Origin of the sequence: Marinoscillum sp., assembly GCF_040222955.1 — a bacterium.
In the GTDB taxonomy this organism is placed as follows: domain Bacteria; phylum Bacteroidota; class Bacteroidia; order Cytophagales; family Cyclobacteriaceae; genus Marinoscillum.
Window position 1 is genome coordinate 110,724 of sequence record NZ_JAVKCA010000025.1, and the last position, 20,115, is coordinate 130,838.

General features: G+C 47.0%; 10 protein-coding genes. 4 read left to right on the top strand and 6 right to left on the bottom strand.

The window, feature by feature from the left end:
- Positions 1 to 92: 92 nt before the first annotated feature.
- The 6 genes from RIH33_RS21470 to RIH33_RS21495 all read right to left on the bottom strand — a co-directional run bounded on the left by RIH33_RS21470 (position 93) and on the right by RIH33_RS21495 (position 11,747).
- Positions 93 to 2,525: a T9SS type A sorting domain-containing protein gene (locus RIH33_RS21470; RefSeq protein WP_406651591.1), complete on the bottom strand. Its 2,433-nt coding sequence runs from the start codon at positions 2,523 to 2,525 to the stop codon at positions 93 to 95.
- A gap of 334 nt (positions 2,526 to 2,859) precedes the next feature.
- The gene (gene xylE, locus RIH33_RS21475) at positions 2,860 to 4,275 is read right to left on the bottom strand and encodes a D-xylose transporter XylE (protein WP_406651592.1); all 1,416 of its coding nucleotides are present in this window, start codon (positions 4,273 to 4,275) and stop codon (positions 2,860 to 2,862) included.
- 377 nt (positions 4,276 to 4,652) lie between these two features.
- Positions 4,653 to 5,465: an SDR family oxidoreductase gene (locus RIH33_RS21480; RefSeq protein ID WP_406651593.1), complete on the bottom strand. Its 813-nt coding sequence runs from the start codon at positions 5,463 to 5,465 to the stop codon at positions 4,653 to 4,655.
- A gap of 113 nt (positions 5,466 to 5,578) precedes the next feature.
- Entirely contained in the window at positions 5,579 to 6,814 is a 1,236-nt protein-coding gene (locus RIH33_RS21485) for an IPT/TIG domain-containing protein (protein ID WP_406651594.1), read from the bottom strand.
- A 31-nt stretch (positions 6,815 to 6,845) separates the two neighbouring features.
- Positions 6,846 to 8,648: a RagB/SusD family nutrient uptake outer membrane protein gene (locus tag RIH33_RS21490; protein ID WP_406651595.1), complete on the bottom strand. Its 1,803-nt coding sequence runs from the start codon at positions 8,646 to 8,648 to the stop codon at positions 6,846 to 6,848.
- Positions 8,649 to 8,675: 27 nt separating this feature from the next.
- The gene (locus RIH33_RS21495) at positions 8,676 to 11,747 is read right to left on the bottom strand and encodes a SusC/RagA family TonB-linked outer membrane protein (protein WP_406651596.1); all 3,072 of its coding nucleotides are present in this window, start codon (positions 11,745 to 11,747) and stop codon (positions 8,676 to 8,678) included.
- A 294-nt stretch (positions 11,748 to 12,041) separates the two neighbouring features.
- Between RIH33_RS21495 and RIH33_RS21500 the strand changes: the two genes are divergently transcribed.
- The 4 genes from RIH33_RS21500 (at position 12,042) to RIH33_RS21515 (ending at position 20,111) form a co-directional block, all read left to right on the top strand.
- The gene (locus RIH33_RS21500) at positions 12,042 to 13,091 is read left to right on the top strand and encodes a LacI family DNA-binding transcriptional regulator (RefSeq protein WP_406651597.1); all 1,050 of its coding nucleotides are present in this window, start codon (positions 12,042 to 12,044) and stop codon (positions 13,089 to 13,091) included.
- A 150-nt stretch (positions 13,092 to 13,241) separates the two neighbouring features.
- Positions 13,242 to 16,592, top strand: a complete 3,351-nt coding sequence (locus tag RIH33_RS21505) for a VCBS repeat-containing protein (protein ID WP_406651598.1) — start codon at positions 13,242 to 13,244, stop codon at positions 16,590 to 16,592.
- A 4-nt stretch (positions 16,593 to 16,596) separates the two neighbouring features.
- A complete protein-coding gene (locus RIH33_RS21510) occupies positions 16,597 to 17,598 on the top strand; it encodes a PmoA family protein (protein WP_406651599.1) in 1,002 nt (333 codons plus the stop codon).
- Between the two features lie 26 nt (positions 17,599 to 17,624).
- Positions 17,625 to 20,111, top strand: a complete 2,487-nt coding sequence (locus RIH33_RS21515; RefSeq protein ID WP_406651600.1) for a glycoside hydrolase family 9 protein — start codon at positions 17,625 to 17,627, stop codon at positions 20,109 to 20,111.
- The last annotated feature ends 4 nt before the right edge of the window (positions 20,112 to 20,115 follow it).

A 20,115-nucleotide genomic window follows, 5' to 3' on the forward strand; every position in this document is an offset into this window, starting at 1 on the left:
ACCGGTTTTTAAGAAGGTTAGTGTTTGATCCTCTAAACTGGTTGATTTTTTCTCAATTTCAAAATGGAATAAAACTGAATGCCAATATCCGGCTATTCCAACATTATCCTGAGCGTCCTGAAGTTCTCTCCGTCGCTCATTTTCAAAAGGTACTGCCCCGGAGCAAAGTTTTCCATATTGAATAGCACTTTGCTATTCTCTATTGTGAATGAGGCATTCACCTCAATGCCACTGGAGTCATAAATCCTCCATTTGGTCATGTCTGATAGAGATGATGAGAGCTGGACCATGAAGCGGCCATCACTCGGATTTGGATACAGTAGTAAATTGGTTTCTTCAATTTCAGGCTTTACTACAATAATTTTAAAAACCTCCTGCTGACCATCAAAGTCGGTCTGAGTAAGCCGATAATACACCTGGTCTGTGTGGTTAATGAAATCCGCGTAATCATAAAAGTTTTCTACTTTGGAGGTGCCTGATCCTTCCACATAGGTCAATACAGTCCATTGATGCCCGTCAAATGAACGCTCAACAGTGAAAAACTGGTTATTCAATTCACTCGAGGTTGCCCATTTGAGCATATTATACGAACCAGCATCTTCTCCCCCCCAGTAAAGTAGCTCCACCGGAAGTGGTCCTTCCTGAGATTCGAGCATTCCATCCGGATCATAGGAACCGTTGCCTGGTGAGGTATCTCCAGAGTCAGCTGAGCCGGCATACCCGTTGGTACCGTTCGAACCTCCGGCTCCCTGACTATTGTCGGCAGTGTAGTTGGTAGAAGGCACTGATCCGGAAAAAATCGTGACTCCTTTGCCGCCTCCGCCACCACCGCCGTGTGGTTCAGGATCTACCGCAGATTGACCTTCGCCACCCATGGCCTCAGTAGCTAGCGGACATGTAAGGTTGTATGTCACTACCTGAAAAATGATAGTTCCTCCTGACCCTGCTCCAGGTGCCCCTTCTGCTCCAGCATCGCCGGATGCCAGCGGAAATCCTTCACCATTACTCGTGATCGAAACTCCCGTTCCGCACGGCACATCCAAATTAGTAGCCTTGATGAGGACAATACCTCCTCCATCGCCACCAGCCTCTGAATCACCCGTCGTTCCATCCTGCTGACCGCCACCGCCACCGCCACCAAGGAATAAGCGGCTGGCAGAGATGTAGTGGCTAAGGTCAGCGCCTCCGTATCCTCCCGCACCGGTACCTGCATCGCCTGAGGGATCATCATCGCAACCGTCTGCGGGTGCACCGTTATTATATCCGGGTCCTCCTAGTCCCCCTGCGGTGAAATTTCCACCACCACCTCCTCCAGAGTTATGCTTACTTCCTCCACCTCCTCCGTTGGCAAGTTTGCCTCTCGCTCCTTCGTAGAGCGCAGTGGTGTTTTTATAAATTCCCTCCCCTTTTCTACCATATTCGCCATCGTTGGTCCTATAAACAGCCGGATAACAATCTGAAGACGATTCTGCAAGGGTATTTAGTCCACCACCTCTAAACCCTTTACCATCGAGGTTAATATTGTGATTGAGTGTCAGCGTGTTGGTGACTTCCATAGCCAATACTCCACCTATATTGCCATCCCAATCTATAGCGGTCAGGTCATCTGTAGTAGAAAAATTAACACTTTCAGGATAGGTAATCACCTGAACGGAGGCATTTGCACCTGTAGAGTAAGATTCTGTCAGACTTAAGGTTACTTCCAATGAAGTGGCTGAAGAATAGCCGGTGACTACAATGTTATTAATCCCTGCATAATCATCGGCTGCATTGGTGATAAAAAATACCACCAGTCGTATGGATGTCCCACTAATATTCGATGCACTTAGGGTGGTGTCTGCAAACGAGTCCCTCAATACTCCCTGATCATAACGAATATAAGAGGGTGATCCATCAAGGTAGTAGCCGGCCACAAGAGAATCTTCCGGATCAAGACCTAACTGCAAAAAGGTTGCCGATAAATCAATGTAGGCATAAGATGAAATGTCAATAGGATTGGTCAACCAATAGGAGTAATTTCCATTATCCGCATCTGTATTTTGCGCCAGCAGTATAATATCTCCGCCACCATTGTTGTAGAGCACCGGATCGATACAGGCACCCCCGGAACAAGCAACACTCCAACCCATATTGGCACCCTGAAAGTCTTCAGACCATTGGGTGTTGGATGTTCTGCTCACACTTTGAATCTCGGCCATTTCGTATAACCCTGCAGACCCTATATCCGACACGTCACCAAATGATGGATCATCTCCAGTATTTGCACCGATGACATCATCCTGCATTTGCATGATGATCAGATTTTCTCCTACCTCGAACCGATCATTGGTCTCATCTACATCACTCAGAGTAATGGTAGTACCTGCGATATTGGTCACTTTCGCATACCCATTGATGACCGTCTGGCCGGAGGCTTGATAGATATTGAGTAAAAAAAGTACACCTAAAAACGCTAAGGAACCTGATGGGAAGCACCTCCAAACCGTGATGTTGTGATTGGTTAATTTTGCGTATTTATGAAACATTTCTAGTTTTTTTTTTGTTTCAAAACTGTTGAGAATAATTACACAAAATTTGTTCTTTCGGTCATCCTTGCGCCCAGGACGTTGAATGAAGGGATTCACCAGTCAAAAGATTCCATCGATTTGTAAAAACCTGAAATTCAGAAAAGACCCATCCCAGATCGAATCAACAGCATCCAATCGAGGTTAGCTGATTTTGCATACCTCGGCATCATATGATTCACAGGTCTAAATATGTTGTTTAATTTATATTAATATTAGTTAAACAAAAGAAGGCACAGTTACCGGAAGTGTGGCTTCCGTTGACTGTGCCTTCTTGATCATTTTATGTTAAAACTTACTTATGCCATAGATTCTCTATTTCCTCCAGGCTCTTCCCTTTGGTTTCGGGAACAAATTTCCAAACAAACCAGGCAGCGATAAAGCCTACAATTCCATAAATCCAATAAGCAAAACCATGATTGAATTTTTCCACTAACCACGAATTGTTGTTCATCATCGGGAAAGTCTGTGACACCACAAAGTTAGAAATCCACTGGGCCGCCACCGCAAAGGCCATGGCCTTGTCCCGAATGGTATTAGGAAAAATCTCAGAAAGTAATACCCACGTGACCGGACCCCATGAAATGGCAAAGGCCGCCACATATAGCATCATGAATACAAGTGAACCTACTCCCATGGCGTCCATGGAAAAGGTAAGTCCCAAACCAACCATGCTCACGCCCATGGCCAGACCTCCAATGATCTGCAGGGGTTTTCTGCCCAGCTTATCCACCAGCAGAATCGCTATGACGGTGAATAACAGGTTGACGGCACCCACTACTATGGTTTGAAGTAAAGCGGCATTGGTTCCAGACCCGGCATTCTTGAAAATTTCCGGTGCATAGTAAAGCACCACGTTGATCCCTACAAATTGCTGAAAAATGGACAACAACAAACCAATAAGAATAACTGCAAAACCAAACGACCAAAGCGCGCTACTCTTGTTCAGGTTAATCGCATCCTTGATTTCCTTGAAAACTTCATTGGCAATTTTCTCTCCGTTGATGTTTTTGAGAATCTGCAAAGAATCCTCATACCTTCCCATCAAGGCCAGCCATCTTGGGCTTTTAGGAATAGTGAAAAGGAAAATGATAAACAATGAAGCTGGAATAAGCTCTGAGGCAAACATCCACCTCCAACCGACTGTTTCTAACCACTGATCATCCCCCTGAAGGGAAATGGAATAATTGACAAAATAAACCACCAGCATCCCGAAAATGATCGCAAACTGATTCCAGGACACAAAAAAACCACGCTTATCTGCCGGAGATACTTCAGCCAGGTACATAGGCGAAAGCATAGAAGCAATACCCACACCCAGTCCGCCGATGATCCTGTACACCACAAAGTGGGTCAAAAAAGTATGATCACCTTCTCCTATGGCCCTGAACCCCAGCTCGGGAACGGCGGATCCCAGTGCAGATATCGCAAACAATCCCGCTGCCAGCATGAGGCCACCTCTTCTGCCAAATTTATGCGCAATGAGGCCACCGATCGCTCCGCCAATGATACATCCTATCAAAGCACTGGAAACGGCAAAACCCAGAAGGGAATTGGAAGAGAGCTCATCGAGTCCGCGAGGATCCACAAAAAAAGCCTGCAATGAACCCACGGTACCGGAGATCACAGCTGTGTCATAGCCAAAGAGCAGACCTCCGAGAGTTGCTACAAGTGCTATTGACTTGATATTTGTTTTGGGTTTTTCTGTCATTATTAAATTCTGTTAGGTTAATTATTTTAATCATTGATTGGGGAGCAAAAAACGTGTGCGTCTATTCCACCACCACCTCATCCCGAGGGGAGTCCAATACCCTCTAAAATACTTACGTCAGGTGAAAGAAGTAGCAACCAAGGTTAGAAGCGATCTGTCAAATGACCAATGAACCCCATATTCGAGACATATTAATCCATTCCCGGTCCTATCGTTGCACCCGACCGCTCTTCATCGCAGTGGGTTTGCCCACACAAAATGGGTCATTCAAAGCACTGATCGCACAGCGAAGCGCCTTAAAAAAAGAAAAGGATGGAGTTTTTGATCCACCCTTTTCGAGCAGTATGAAGAAGTCTCGTAAAATTCAAAATACTATATCACACACCGCTAAATGCACTAAACCCGCCATCTACCGGCAGTACCACACCCGTGATGAAACTTGCAGAATCCGAGCACAGAAACTGCACAGCTCCGGAAAGCTCTTTGATCTCACCAAACCTTCCCATGGGGGTTTTATTGATTACTTTCTTGCTTCTGTCTGTCAATGATCCATCAGGATTGAGCAGCAGCTCTCTATTCTGATCGCCAATAAAAAATCCTGGCGCTATGGCATTCACGCGCACCTTATCCCCATACTTTCGGGCCAGCTCACAAGCCATCCATTTGGTGAAAGTATTCACACCGGATTTGGCAATAGAATAACCCAGTACCCTGGTAATGGCTGAATAAGTGGCCATGGAAGAGATATTAATGATACTTCCTGATCCATTTTCTGCTATAGACCGACCAAAAACCAGTGAAGGATAAACAGTACCTTTCAAATTGAGGTCCATGGCCTGGTCGATGGCTTCAATTTTCAAATCAAAAATCTGCTGGACATCAGACTGTGTGGCCCCGGGGATGTTTCCCCCAGCCGCATTGATCAGAATGTCAATTTTGCCAAACTGTTCGAGTATGAGCTTATTCGTTTCTTCCAGTTCTTTAACATTCAACACATCACAGACCTGGCCGATCACGTCCGGAGTAATTTCCTTCAGCTCTGCTACACGTTGATCAATTTTGGTTTGATCCCTGTTCAAAATGACAAGCTTACATTTGGCCTCTGCCAGGCTCCTTGCCAGGGTACTTCCGATCACTCCGGCTCCTCCGGTAATTATTACTACTTTCCCTGTTAAATCAAATAAATTCATGGATGTTTTTTGCTTTCTGCACGGTAGAACTACGTGTTCTATACAATCTAAGTGGCAATATCAAAATCTATCAACCTATTTACAAAACAGGCTGATAGATTTTGGATGATTGGTTAAAAGGGACACCCATTATCCCGGCTATACTGATTATACAGGTCAAAAAACAAATCTGTCTGGGATGAACAGTCTACCCAATCTCCGGAAACCACCACTCGCATGTCATCGAACAAGAAGGTAGCACCTGCATTCTCAGCAAACCCAAAACTCATCTGAGCCCTGACCTGAGTATTGAGCTGAGGAGGGTCATTGGACATGTCGTGCTGCGTGTTGATAGATAGTAAATTCCAACCTTGTACCAGTGTGAAATCTGTGGTATTCAGCATATCCTGGTAACCCGGAACAGAAACACCTCCCGCCACTCGCATCAACCGGCCATCTGCGTCGGACCATACCCTTCCAAACCAAATAAATCGTTTCCCTGCCGGCACTTCGTACCCATCGTTCACAACCTGATGCTCCCAGAAGTTGTTGATGCTGGTAATATCGCTCACTTTGAGCGTGCGACGACCTAGCCCATAACCAGACTCCTCTATGATTTCGTAAGTCGCCCGGGTGCCATTGCCAGCGAGGAACCAGTTCCCTCCGGTAGCGCCCTCTGCACCTACAATTCCAAGTGTTCCCGCTTCAAAATCCCCGTTTGTGTTCACAGGAGTCAGGCAATATTTGTTGGTGGGGTCTTCTTCGCAGGAGATAAACTCCACTGCACTGGTAACACTTCCTGCATCCGAAACTACGGTCAGCCCTGATTTGGATGCTCCGGCTGGTACCTCAAACTGCACAGAATCGGCAGCTACCCGTACCACGTTGCCAGATACTCCGGCTATTTGCACGGCATCTACAATATTGAGATTGGAGCCATAGATAGTGATCAAATCGCCCGTTCCTCCTGAGATCGGGTCAAAATAGCTGATTACCGGAATGGGAACCACCTCAATCTCAGCATAAGCCCTGCCACTTCCCGAAAAGATAAACACGACATCTTGCATCCCTATAGGCACTGTGGGTACTGTGAAAGACACGGTAGATTCAGCAGACTCTACATTCAATGCCAATACTCCCCCTATCATTACCCTCAACACCTCGCTCAAATCACTACCCGTAGCAGTAAGCTGTGCACCCTCGCCGGTAATATCAGAATCAAACCCTGAAATGCGGGCACTCAGATCCACTGCATTGGATGCAGGTAACTTCCCTGTCAACTTATCTGTAGCATCTTCCTCGCAGCTGGCCAGAAGGCCAACTGTGAGCGTGATAAGGGCTATTCGAAATATATTTTTAGTTGCTTTCATAAGAATCTCTTTAAAATGTTGTGATCAACCATTAATTGTATCCCGGGTTTTGGCCATAATCCCCCACAGTCCTGTCAATCTGGTCCTGAGGAATAGGCCTCAGACGGTGATACGATTGTACATTGGGGCTACCATCAGGATTGTGAAGCTTCACGCGCTCCTCCAGCTTTCCGGTACGTACCAGATCAAACCATCTGGTTTGCTCACCAGCCAATTCACGGGTCCTTTCGTCAAGGATAAAATCAATGGTTACATCTCCTGCCACAATCTCATTGTCATTTTCCATCCCCGGCCATGCCGCACGTCTCCTCAGGGTATTGATATAGTCTGCCGCCAGTGCCGTGTTGCCTTTCATCAATGCCGCTTCTGCACCTACCAGATAAGTCTCCGCAAAGCGGTAGATAATGTAAGACCTGTAAGAGGCCACGTTGGGATCGTCCTCAGTACCAGGCACCGGCCGCTCCACCGCATTATACTTGCTCATACTGGGGAAATGTCCCTTCTGACCGCTCGTATAGGATGGCAAGAGTACGGTATATCCTTTTTGGGCTATTTCATCCTGAGTGAGCGTGATGTGATCCGGCACAAACCATACGGCCGTGTCCCCCAAATCGAACTTACGTTGTCCCACCAGAGAAGGATCCACATAACCTTGATCCGCCTCGGCCTGAGACCATCTCGGGTACGGATCATCAGTGGGGTTGTCAGGATCAAACTCCGTCTCATCATTGGCATACCATACAGTCTGAAACGACTTATCAAACCTGGAATCAACTGTTTTATCAGAAAACGCCAGGTTGAGAAGGTAATCTGTAGGCTTGAACCTGATCCAGGGGCGTCCATTCTCCACGTCCCGGATCATTCCAGGAAAGTCAGTGTAAAACATCCTGAAGTAGAAATTGCTTCTATTCTGCTGTAGGTTAGCGTCATTCTGACCGGTATTGGTATCGATCACGTTAAAATCCACATTGCCAATCCTATTCGCAGTAAGGAGTACTTCACTGTTATATTCATTTCCTTCGGCAAAAACATCAGCAAAGTCGCTGAGTAAGGCCGCATTGTAATTACCTACCGGAGAAGAAGGCGAAGGAATCAGCTTGTTTACCTTAGCCAATGCAGAGTCATAATCAGCGGACTGAGCGGCCTCTGACCAGGCCCTGGTCAGGTACACTTTGGCCAACAGATGAAGCGCGGTAGCTTTCCAGGCCCTACCCGGATCACGAGGTGAATTCGGTAATTCCACTGAAGCTTCCTCCAGGTCAGTGATGATGGCATCATAGGTTTCAGCCAGGGAGGCACGTTTAAATTCACTGGAAGGTGTCTGGTTAAATCTCAAAGGACCAGAACCCAGATCAAGGGTAACTCCGCCAAAAGTCTTCACCAACAGAAAGTACCAATGTGCACGAAGGTATTTGGCCTCTGCTATGATATTGGTTTTTGCTTCCTCCAAAAGATCGGTGGCACCGGCTCCCAGCTCTATTACGCCATTACAGGTATTAATGGCCGGGTAAGCTCTGTTCCAGGGAGTCAGTAAATCTCCATTGTCCGAAGTAATACCGGAGTACACATTCAGTGGAGGATTCGAGGTTTGGTTTCCGTTGGTAAACTCATCTGTGCCGTACACGGTAAGGTTATGACCACCTTCGGTACCATAGTAATAACGCAAATAAGAGTATGCCGCAGTAACACCACCCTCCAGACCTTGCCCGGTAGCAAAAAACTCAGGTGTGAGGGTGCCCTTTGGGTTTTCCTCAAGCACATCCTGACAGCCAACTAGTATCAGTACAAATACCAGTGCAAAAAATGGCTGATGTATAAAGTTTAATTTTCTCATTCTTTTCATGATTCTATTCTTTTAATCCTACAGGGTAAGGTTTACTCCAAAAATGAATGATCGTGTCACAGGGGTATTAGGTGTAACCACCAGCCTTCTGCCCAGGCCGGGAGTATCCGTGGCACCGTCGCGCCCAGATGGCTCAGGATCCAAACCACCCTCTCTTACATAATCAGAGAAGAAGGCCTTGAACGGAGTGTCCACCGTGAAGTATACCCTCAGTGACTGAATACCATAATCTTCCAATAGTTTGTCAGGGATTTTATACCCCAGATTAATACTCCTCACTTTCAGGTAGCTGGCATTGAAATAGCCCGTGGTAGACCCATGTTGAGTTTGCTGGTTTCCTGTTCTCGGATAATCATTCGTAGGGTTATCCGGCGTCCAGTAGTCCACTTTAGGGCCATTTCTTCTTCCCTCCAGGCTATTGACAGGATTGCCTGCCCGCATTTGATAGAGTGTGCTCACCAGTTTGCCACCCACTCGTGCAAACAAAACAGTCGAAAGATCGAAGCCCTGGTAAGAAAACCTACTGGTAAATCCGTAAGTGGACTTAGGGTCCAACTGCCCGAGGATCGTACGGTCTTCGGTATCCCGAATTCCATTTCCGTTGATATCTGCCACCTTGATGTCTCCGGGAGAGCGATTATCAAAGGCAGTGGCTGCGTCCTCCTCACCGAGCTGCCATACCCCGGTCTTTTTGTAGTCATAAATGACATTGACCGGACTTCCAACAAACCATCCGTTGTTCACATCCCTGGTAAGGGTATCATAAAGCTCTACGATGGTCTCTTTGTGCGCTGTGAAGTTGAAATCCACATTCCATCCAAATCCATTGTTCTTTGGCTCCACGATGGTCGCACTCAACATCAATTCCACGCCCTTTCCTTCTGTTTTACCAATATTCTGGCGGAAGCTGCCTGGCACCCCAGAAGTAATCGGAAGGTTTCTGGACTGGAGCACATTGTCAGTATTGTTCTTGTAAAAATCCAACGAACCGGTGATCAGGTTGCTAAAGAGTCCGAAATCAATTCCTACGTTGCTCGAAGTGGTGAACTCCCAGGCCAGATTGGCATTGGGCAGCGACTGCACCAAAAAGCCGTAGGCTCCATCGTCACCATAATTATATCTACGTCGCTCCAGACTGCCCAATGCATCATATGGGTTTACCGCCTGATTGGAGGTACGACCAAGTCCGGTCCTGAGCTTCAGGTTGGTAATGAAGGTCATGCCGCTCATGAATGATTCATTGTGAAGGTTCCATGATAGCGCACCGGCCGGATACACAAACCACTTGTTGCCCTCTGATAGCCTGGATGAACCATCGGATCGCACTGTGACTGTAGCATTGAACCGATCCTGAAAACCATAATTCAATCTGGCCATGCCAGATACCAACCCCCACCTGGAATAACTGAATGCTCCATCCGGAACATTTTGAGTTTCTGCAAGACTAAGGTTGTAATATTCCAAAAATTCAGCGAAGATGGAATTGGCATTGACTCCACTCTGATTGGTTTCGCGCTCCTGCACACTATATAAGCCCGTCAGATTGATCTTGTGTGCACCAAAAGTTTTGTCATAGATCAAAAGGTTTTCAAGGGTATAGCTCCACGAATCCTGATTTCTCACCGAGCCGGTATTCCCACTTCCATTTCTGAAAGGTGTGTTTGCACCATAAAAATCCCCATATTCTTCCTGCCAGAAGTCCAGCCCCACATTCAGACGGTACTTGAGGCCGTCTAGGATCTCGATTTCGCCATATAGACTATTAAAGGTTTGAAGTCTTCTTCTCTTCTGACTCCAGCTATTTTCTCGGTACATAAGCAATGGGTTGCGTAGATTCTCCTCTACACTGCCCACCGCTGGCAGCTCATTGATCTCTCCACCATCTGTATAGGCATTATAGAGAGGACTCAAAGTCAAAATCTGAAACATTGGATTAGCCCCCTCACCATTGGTGGTGGCCAAATTGCTCATGGAAGTCAACCCTACCTTTACCCGTGCCCCAACCTCCTGATCGAGCGCTGTGCGCAGGTTCAGCCTTGAATAATCCTGACCGGGAAGCACGGTACTTTGCTTGAAGTATCCTCCTGAGATGGCATACTGCGTAGAGGGAGTACCACCTGTCAGGCTCACCTCGTGATTGCTGATGATACCACGCTTATAAATGAGGTCCTGCCAGTCGGTCTCGCGACCCTCGGCCATAGACTGCAGCTCCGTTGGAGTAAATTGCCCTCCAACCTTACCAAAATTAGATACCTGTTTGATATTCGCGTATTCCTCTGCGTTGAACAGTTCGTAATGGTCCAACTCCGACACCACACCATGGTATCCGTTGTAAGATAACCTGGGAGCACCATTTTCACCACGCTTGGTGGTGACCAGAATCACACCATTTGCTCCTCTGGATCCGTAAATCGCTGTAGCTGAAGCATCTTTCAAGACGTTGACCGACTTGATATCACCCGGATTGATGTCGCTAATCTTACCTCCATAAGGAATCCCGTCCAATACGATCAAAGGATCATTGACCCCCGATTCGTCAGATCCCAGTGATCGGTTTCCACGGATACGGATCTGTGTGCCTGCACCCGGTCTTGAGGAAGTGGTCTGGATGTTCACACCAGCCATTCTACCTTTCAGGGCACTGGAAAAATCCACGGCAGCAGGCACATCTGCGAGTTCCTTGCTGCCCACCGAGATCAATGAGCCGGTTAGGTCACTTTTCTTCTGTGTACCATATCCGACCACCACTACTTCTTCCAGAGAAGTAAGGTTTGCACTCAAGGTCACATCGATCACAGACTGATTGTTAACCGGAATTTCCTTCAGGTTATAGCCCACAAAAGAAAAAGCCAGCACTGCATCAGCACTCACGGATAACCGGTAGTTTCCATCAATATCTGTTACAGTTCCGGTAGAAGTGCCCTTCACCAGGACTGTAACTCCCGGCAAGGCCTCATTGGTCTCTTCATCCAGAACTGTTCCGGATACACCCAACTCCTGCCCAAATGACTGAAGGCCACTTAGTAACAGGATGAACATGACGGCATAGATGCCCAATCGCCGTTCTAAGAAAATAGTAAAAATTCTCATTTTAAAGGTTGGTTAATAGTAAGTTTTACTTAGACAGTTATTAAATCCTGAAGCTCCGGATCTTAAATAATTCGGATTTTCAAGCGATCAAAACACACTTATTTTACACAATTGATTGTTCTGACAGTACTTATTTATCAAATAAGCAATTTGATTTCCGAAAGGTAAGATACTTTTTTCAATCACGCAATCGATTGTGTAAAATATTTGTTGTATTAGCCAAAATTGCCCCATACAACCGTATTTTTGCTACCTTAGATGTGATGTACCAGCCTCAGCTGCAAACCCTCCACGATGAAGAACAATAAGGAAATAACGATCTATGACATTGCCAAAGAGCTAAATGTGTCGCCATCCACGGTATCACGTGCCCTGAAAGACCATCATAGTATTGGTAAGAAAACCAAAAAGGCAGTGCTGAAGCTGGCACAGGAACGAGGATATCAGCCAAACACAATAGCCGCAAGTCTGAGAAGCAATAAAACGACAACCATAGGCGTCATAATCTCATGGATCAACAGACCCTTTATTTCGTCTATGATCAGTGGTGTGGAGACCGCAGCCAATAAAGCAGGGTATAATGTGATCATCTCCCAATCGCATGACAGCTACGAAAACGAAGTGGCGAATGCTCAAGCCCTTTTTGCCAGCCGCATCCAGGGTCTGGTGGTTTCTCTGGCGATGGAAACTACAAATTATGACCACTTCAACCAGTTTGTAAAGAAAAACATCCCACTCGTTTTTGTGGATAGAGTAACGGAAGAGCTCAATGCAGATAAAGTGGTGATCGATAACTTTTCTGCAGGTTTTAAAGCCACCGAACACCTCATACAGGAAGGTTGTACGAGAATTGCCCACATAGGAGGCGCTCAGCAAAGAAATGTATATCGCGAAAGAAGAGAGGGCTATTTGGCTGCTCTAAAGCAATATAACATCGAAATCAACGACGACTACATCGTAGAAAATCCTGTTTTAAGTTCGGAGGAAGGACTCAAAGAAAGTGAGTACCTCATGAACCTCCCAAACAGGCCCGATGGGGTCTTCTGCGCCAATGATACAGCAGCTGTCAGCGTGATTCAATATGCCAGAAAAGTTGGTATCAAAGTTCCACAGGAGTTAGCAGTCATCGGTTTCAACAACGACCCTGTGACCACCATCATAGACCCACCCCTATCTACCGTCACACACCCTGCCATAGAAATGGGTAAAATAGCCGCAATGCAGGTGCTTGGACAAAAAGAACATAAAGAAATCGTTCGCTCTCAGACCATCGTTTTAGAAACCGAACTCTTGATTCGGGAATCTTCTTCCCGAAGAAAGTACCATACCACCTCCGGGGATTAATATTAAATCGCAAGAATCGCCTTCTCCTAGCAGGTAAGTCAATCGGTTGTTTGATGCTATTTTAGCATTATCAAGCTCTGACCCTTCATTATCAACTTATTGTATATCTTTAAAAAATCAATCGATTGATTACATTTTTGAAATAATCATATGGACATCCTGTATGTATATCGGGCTATTCTAAAAAACATCGTTTCAGGTGGGCTCATATTTCTCCTGATCATGGTGAGCTGCCAAACGTTGCCAGATGATCAAAATAACCCAACGAGTCAGTTTAGGAAGGTGTCATCGTCGCAAAGCGGCATCACCTTTCAGAACAGTGTTGATGAAAAATTTGAAAACTTCTTTGACTTCTTTGCTTATGTATACAATGGTGGTGGAGTAGCCATAGGTGACATCAACAATGATGGCCTCCCGGATATCTACTTCACGGGAAACGAAATATCCAACCGCCTTTATCTCAACCTGGGTCAGCTCAAATTCAAAGACATCACCGAGTCTGCCGGAGTATCGGGTGGCAAAGGCTGGCACAATGGTGTGACCATGATTGACCTCAATCATGACGGTCTTCTGGATATCTATGTCTGTCGCGGTGGGTGGCAGGATACGGACGAAGACCGGGCCAACCTCCTGTACATCAACCAGGGTGACCTTACCTTTAAGGAAGAAGCATCACACTACGGACTCGACGAAAAAGGCTACTCCATGCATGCCTCCTTTTTCGACATAGATAACGACCTGGACCTGGACGTCTTCATTATCAACAGACCCGATTCCTTTTATCTGCCCCTGAGTGAAATGTACCGCCGACAATTCAGCCCACCAGAGCACAGTAGGGATAAGCTCTATGTAAACGAAGGCGGCAGGTTCATTGAAAAAGGCAAATCAGCGGGTATCATCAATAATTATGGATACGGACTCAGTGTAGTGACGGCAGACATTGACCAGGACGGCTGGACCGATATTTATATCTCCAACGACTATTCCGTCAAAGACTACCTCTACATCAACCAGCAGGACGGCACCTTTAAAGAGGAGATTCAACAAACCACCAACCACATTTCACTATATTCCATGGGCGCTGATATTGCAGACATTAACAATGACGGACTGGAGGACCTCCTCGTTATGGAAATGCGACCAGAGGACTATGAACGCTCCAAGATTTCCATGCCTTCTATGGATGTGAAGGGGTTTTACTCGATCGTAGATGCAGGTATGCATAAGCAATACATGCACAATATGCTCCACCTTAATCAAGGCAACCGGTTCTTCAGTGAAGTTGCACAGTATGCCGGAATCTCCAAAACCGACTGGAGCTGGGCCTGCCTGGCATCAGATTTTGACAATGACGGCTACAGAGACCTCTTTGTTTCCAATGGCATGCGCCGCGACTTGTTTGATGGTGACGTGCAAACACGATTGGCCAAATATGTCAACGACAACCGGGAGCAATTCAAAACCCCGGATGATCTATTTGGTAAGGGCTTTGAAGGGATTATCAATACCTACAAACCCGTAAAAGTGAGAAATTACCTCTATAGAAACACAGGTGAGCTCAAGTATGAAAACGTATCCGAACTCTGGGGCTTTCAGGATTCCAGCTTCTCCCATGGAGCAGCCGTGGCTGATCTGGACAATGACGGAGATCTGGATATTGTTATCAACAACCTGGAAGACAAAGCCTTTCTCTATGAAAACACTTCGAATGGAGCCAATAGCTACCTGAAGATCAATCTAAAAGGGCCTGATCAAAATCCAGCAGGACTAGGTGCCAAAATAAAACTCCACTACGGCGACCAGGTGCAGTACTTTGAACAAAAAACGGTACGCGGGTACCTCTCATCCAACGACCCAATGGTGCATTTTGGATTGGGCCAGACCCAACAAATAGATAGCCTCTCCTGCCTTTGGGCAGATGGCAAGGTGACCAGACAATATCACATCCCCGTAAATCAAACACTCACAGTGGCCTACGCCCAGGCAGTGGCGCCCTCGGTAAGGGACCAACAGCCCATCCCCTTATTCGAACGACACAAGATGGATTTTCCTTTTATTCATCACGAGAATGATTTCAATGAATTTACCAGTCAGGTTCTTCTGCCGCATATGTTTTCTAGGAAGGGTCCTTTTTTTTCCGTGGCAGATGTAACCGGCGATGGTTTGGAAGACTTCTATGTGGGTGGTGCATCCGGCCAGGCGGCTGTCCTCTATGTCCAACAGTCTGGCACCTTTCAGCCAAAAGTCAATCCTGTATTTTTAGAGGATAAGTTCTTTGAAGACATGGGTTCGTCATTTTTTGATGCAGACATGGATGGCGACATGGACCTTGTGGTGGTGAGCGGTGGAAGTGAGCATCCTGAATCTTCCGAGTGGTATCAGACCAGGTTATACCTGAACGACGGCTCCGGATCCTTCAAAAAAGGAACCTTGCCACCAACTACGAGCAGCGGATCGGTGGTGGTACCTCATGATTTTGATAATGATGGCGACATTGATCTTTTTATAGGAGGTCAGGTGATCGCCAACAAATACCCCTTACCCCCAAGTAGCTTTATTTTTGTCAATGAAGGAGGGACGTTCAAAGACAAAACTCAGGAGATTGCCCCCGCCCTCAGCCACGCGGGCATGATCAATGCCGCCGCCTGGGTAGACCTGACCGGCGATCAGCAGGAGGAGCTGGTGGTCGTGGGAGAATGGACCCCTGTCCTCATCTTTCAATACACCAACAATACCTTCCGCGAGATTTCCGATCAATTCGGACTAAAGAACATGGAAGGTTGGTGGAACTCCGTGGAAGCCTCCGACCTGGATCAGGATGGGGACATGGATCTTATTCTTGGGAATCTCGGTGAAAATTATAAGTTCCACGCTTCAGCTGAAAAACCACTGGAGGTATTTGCTAATGACTATGACCTTAATGGTACGAATGATATTTTCCTTGCCAAATACAACAACAAGGAACTTGTGCCAGTCAGGGGCAAAGAATGCTCGTCTCAGCAAATACCGTTGATCTCTCAGAAATTTCCCACATTTGAATCTTTTGCACACGCCAGTCTGGAGCAAATACTCGGGGGAGCAGGATTAGAAAGGGCCTTTCACCTCAAGGCGCACATTTTCTCGAGTATCATTTTGCGAAATAACAGCGGAAAGCTGGAGGTCGTTGCATTACCAAAAGAAGCCCAGTTTTCTACTGTCAATGCCATCATCCCCATGGACTTTGATCAGGACGGGATCATAGACCTGCTGATGGCCGGAAATCACTTTGACACGGAGGTGGAAACCACACCGGCCGACGCCTCACCCGGATACTTCCTCCAAGGGATAGGAAACCTCACCTACAGGGCCATTCCTCCTATGGAAAGTGGATTTTTTGTACCTTATAACGTGAAAGATGCCTGTGTCATCACCACCCCAAATGGACCAAGGGTATTGACCACTGCCAACAACGACTCGCTGCGCATTTTTCATATTAATCCACCCGTGCCAAATGCCCTGTGAACCCATGAAAGAGCCCGTCCATAGCATAAAGAGCCTAACCATACTGCTCTATTTTCTGATTGCACTTACACTGAACGCATGCACTCAGAAATCTGACCGGCGCTCTTCTCTGACCTTTCAGAAGCAAGATGGGCTCGTGCTTGTCAAGTCTGGGGACCAAACACTTCTGGGCTATCAATACGAAACCAAATATCCACCGGTGGGAGTTGACTCCTCCTACCAGCGAAGTGCCTTTATTCATCCGATAAATTCACCTCACGGGCAGGTGCTTACACGGATCCAGCCATCTGACCATTATCATCATTATGGTATTTGGAACCCCTGGACTCACGTACTCTACAATGGTGACACACTGGACTTCTGGAACCTGCATAAGCGACAAGGAACAGTACGATTCAATCAGTTCGACACTATTTACTCAAATGACCACCTGGTGAAGATCAAGGCTCTGGAAGACCATGTGGTTTTTAACGAAAAAGGTGAGCAGGTTGCACTCAGAGAATGGAAAACAATCCTTGTCCACGCACCTGAGAAAGAATCTTATATCATTGATATCATCATTGACCTTCGATGTGCTGCTTCTTCAGCATTTAAAATACTGCAATACAGATATGGTGGGTTTGGCTGGAGGACCACAGAGGAATGGACCCCCACAACCAGTGAGGTGCTCACCTCTCAGGGCAAAACCAGAGATGAAGCTGATGGAACTCAGGCCCGCTGGTGCATCATACAGGGTGAGTTGGGGGAAGACTATGGCGGTATGGTGATGATGTCCCACCCAGACAACTACAATCATCCCGAACCCTTGAGAATATGGCCATCGAATAGCAACAACGGAGAAATATTCGCCAATTTTTCTCCCACCAAATATGCAGACTGGGAGCTCGCCCCCGGAGGCACTTATACCCTGAAGTACCGCCTTTTGGTCTTCAATGGGCAGTGCACGAGAGAAACAGCAGACACAGCCTGGCGGATATTTGCCAAATCCGCTCCTCAGAACTATTAATTGACTAACAATCCTTTTGTAAACCTATGAGAAACACAACCAGCGCAAAATTTAACATCACGATCCTAATGATCTGCTTCCTCACATTTTCCTGTGAAAAAAAGCAGCCTAACCACCTTAAGCTGAACGATCAGGAGTACTTCCAAAGTCGTGGGCTCAATGTACTTGTCTATACCAGCTGGTACAATGGGCTCTTCAGTGATGAGAAAAAAAGTGGCATTGAGCTCATTCACCACGAAGTACGCACCGCTACGAATGGTGATGTTCGCCTGGGGCCCACCCCTGAGCAATGGGATCCCATCCCAACATTCAGGGAGCGTAAAGTGGATCATGAAAATGGGACCATTGAAGCCTTTCTGCACTATCCGGCGTTCAATTTTGAATATAGCGTAAAAGTATCGAGCGAAGGCTCTGCTGTAAACATTAGCGTCCACTTACCCAATGCAATCCCAGAGGAGCTGGTAGGCAAAGCCGGATTCAATCTGGAGTTTATCCCACCGGCTTATTTTGAAAAAGGGTACCTCATGGATGAGAAGAGCGGCACCTTCCCGCTCTACCCGAGCAGCAGCATGGAAGTCAAAGACGGGGTTGTTGATCCCTTGCCATTGGCAGAAGGCTCCAGACTGATACTTTCACCCGAAGATCCGAAAACCCGCGTAGCCATCAATTCAAAAACGGGGAATCTGGCCCTCTACGATGGACGCGATAAAGCCCAGAACGGGTGGTTTGTGGTCAGGGCACTCCTGCCCGCCGCCAAGACAGGGAAAGTATTAGAATGGACACTGGAAGCCAACACCATTCCGGGGTGGACCAGACCTCCTGTAATTGGTCATTCGCAGCAGGGGTATCACCCGGACCAGCCAAAAAAAGCCGTGATCGAGCTGGATAGAAATGATCAGTCTACCTCATCGGCCAAGCTCATCAAAATAGCAGGAAACGGCAGTGAAGAAATTCTCATTGGAAAAGCCCTCACCCATTGGGGCAACTATCTCCGTTACAATTACGGAACATTTGATTTTTCTGAAATAAAAGAAGACGGTCTCTATATCATTGAAGCCGGAAATACTCGCACAGAGGCATTTAAAATCTCCCCTGACGTATATGCCACAGCCTGGCAACCTACCCTGGACATCTTCTTCCCTGTCCAAATGGATCACATGTTTGTGAACGAAGCCTACAGGGTGTGGCATGGAAAATCGCACATGGATGATGCCCTCCAGGCACCCGTGGACTGGGTGCACTTTGACCTCTATGCTCAAGGACCTACGACCGATACTCCTTACCAACCTGGAGAGCATATCCCGGGCTTAGACATTGGTGGATGGTATGATGCAGGAGATTTTGACATTCGCACTCAGACCCAATGTTATGTGGTACAAAATTTAGTAAATACCTGGGAAGCTTTTGGTTTAGACCGTGACCAGACCTTTGTGGATCAAACCCTCCAGTATGTAGACATCCACAGGCCTGATGGGAAAGCTGATTTACTTCAGCAAATTGAGCACGGAACCCTGGCCCTAATAGCCCAACATCGGGCTGTAGGGCACGCTATCCACGGCATAGTGGCCGCTCACCTTTCTCAATACACTCATCTGGGAGATGGCGTGACCAAAACAGATAACCTCATCTATACACCCAAACTGGATAGCTTTAAAACTGATGGCTTCAGAAGTGGCACTTTTGATGACAGGTGGGCATTTACCAGCCGCACCACTCCGCTCAACTACCGCTCCATAGCTGCGTTGGCGGCTGCCAGTCGGGCACTGAAAGGATACAATGATGCGCTGGCGGCAGAGTGCCTCACTACAGCTGTCAATGTCTGGAAGGAAGAGCACGCCAAGGAACCCGATCTTTTTCACCATGGGAATACCACAGGCGGGGCATTAGATGATGAAGAGCTCAAGGCAGCTACTCAGTTGCTCCTGACCACAGGAGACCAGCAATATGCCAGTCGAATTTCGGAGCTATGGCCTACCATTGATCAAAATTTCGGGCTGCACGCCTCCAGAATAGCCGCGGTACTCTCGCTGCTGGGAGATGACCTTCAAAACCAAATGACTCAGCGGGTAGCTCAGTACAAAACATGGATGGACTCTCTTGAAACTCAGAACCCATACGGTGTCCCGGTAACTACCGGTGGCTGGGCCGGTTCGGGAGCGGTGGTAGGTTTTGGGATCACGGCCTATGATTTACATCGGGCTTTTCCTGAAATCATTGGGTCAGAATATGTGCTTAAGTCCCTTAACTATCTCTATGGAAATCATCCCGGATCAGACATCTCGCTGGTTTCTGGTGTCGGTACCAAATCCAAGAAGGTGGCCTATGGCAACAATCGGGCAGATTACTCCTTTATAGCAGGAGGTGTTGTGCCAGGAGTTCTGATTCTACCTCCTGATTTTCCTGAAAACAAGGAAGATTGGCCCTTTCTATGGGGAGAAAACGAGTATGTAGTATCGGTAGCCTCGGCCTACCTCTACCTGGCCAATGCCGCCGATCATTTATTAAACCAATAGAATC